At 43.2% G+C, this 644-nt stretch carries 1 protein-coding gene; it reads right to left on the bottom strand.

Annotation, left to right across the window (positions count from 1 at the left end; genetic code table 11):
- Positions 1 to 136: 136 nt before the first annotated feature.
- On the bottom strand, positions 137 to 340 hold the full coding sequence (locus ACFOHL_RS07775) for a hypothetical protein (protein WP_376919656.1): 204 nt from the start codon (positions 338 to 340) through the stop codon (positions 137 to 139).
- Positions 341 to 644: the final 304 nt, after the last annotated feature.

Genomic DNA, 644 nt, shown 5'->3' with positions numbered 1-644 from the left:
CGTACCATGCCCGCAGCATGAGTTGGGCGCAAAGGTTGAAGCGAGTATTCAATATTGATGTCACTATATGTGAGCCATGTGAGAGTGCTCAGGTCAAGATAATGGCATGCATTACAGACGCTGCCACCGTAACCGATCATTTTAGACCGTTCTGTACAACTGTCTGATTTAAGTTTAATGGTGCGGCACTAATATGCCTCACGATACCGGCTGACACTTTATGGTGTGTTTTGCCATTGTCATTAGCAATCAACACTGTCTTGCGGTTTTTCTTTAGTAATGTGCCTGTCACCGTCTTGCTATCGTGGGTAAATTGCACTTTCATGCCAGGACGCAGCATGGCGAGCGCTTCTCTGTCTTGTTTCGCTTGTAATTCATCAATGCGGTCAACGACAGCACGATTGAGGGTATATAATTGGTCGATAGATAGTAAGCGTCATTAGAACCACACATTCCTCAAAAGCCTCACACAATAGAAAATAGGGTTTTCAATCAACGAGAACCTAGGATGAACAAACGATCAAAAAAACAGTGGCAACATATCATGCAGATGCATGCACAATATACGGGTACAACGTAAGCGATCAAAATAGACCGTTCTTCTTTTACTAAGTTGAGCCCCTAAAATGAGGTCATTGATTAAG

The organism is Agaribacter flavus (assembly GCF_042646125.1).
In the GTDB taxonomy this organism is placed as follows: domain Bacteria; phylum Pseudomonadota; class Gammaproteobacteria; order Enterobacterales; family Alteromonadaceae; genus Glaciecola; species Glaciecola flavus.
Note: the sequence above shows the minus strand (reverse complement) of the source record. Positions and strands in the feature narration are given on the sequence as shown.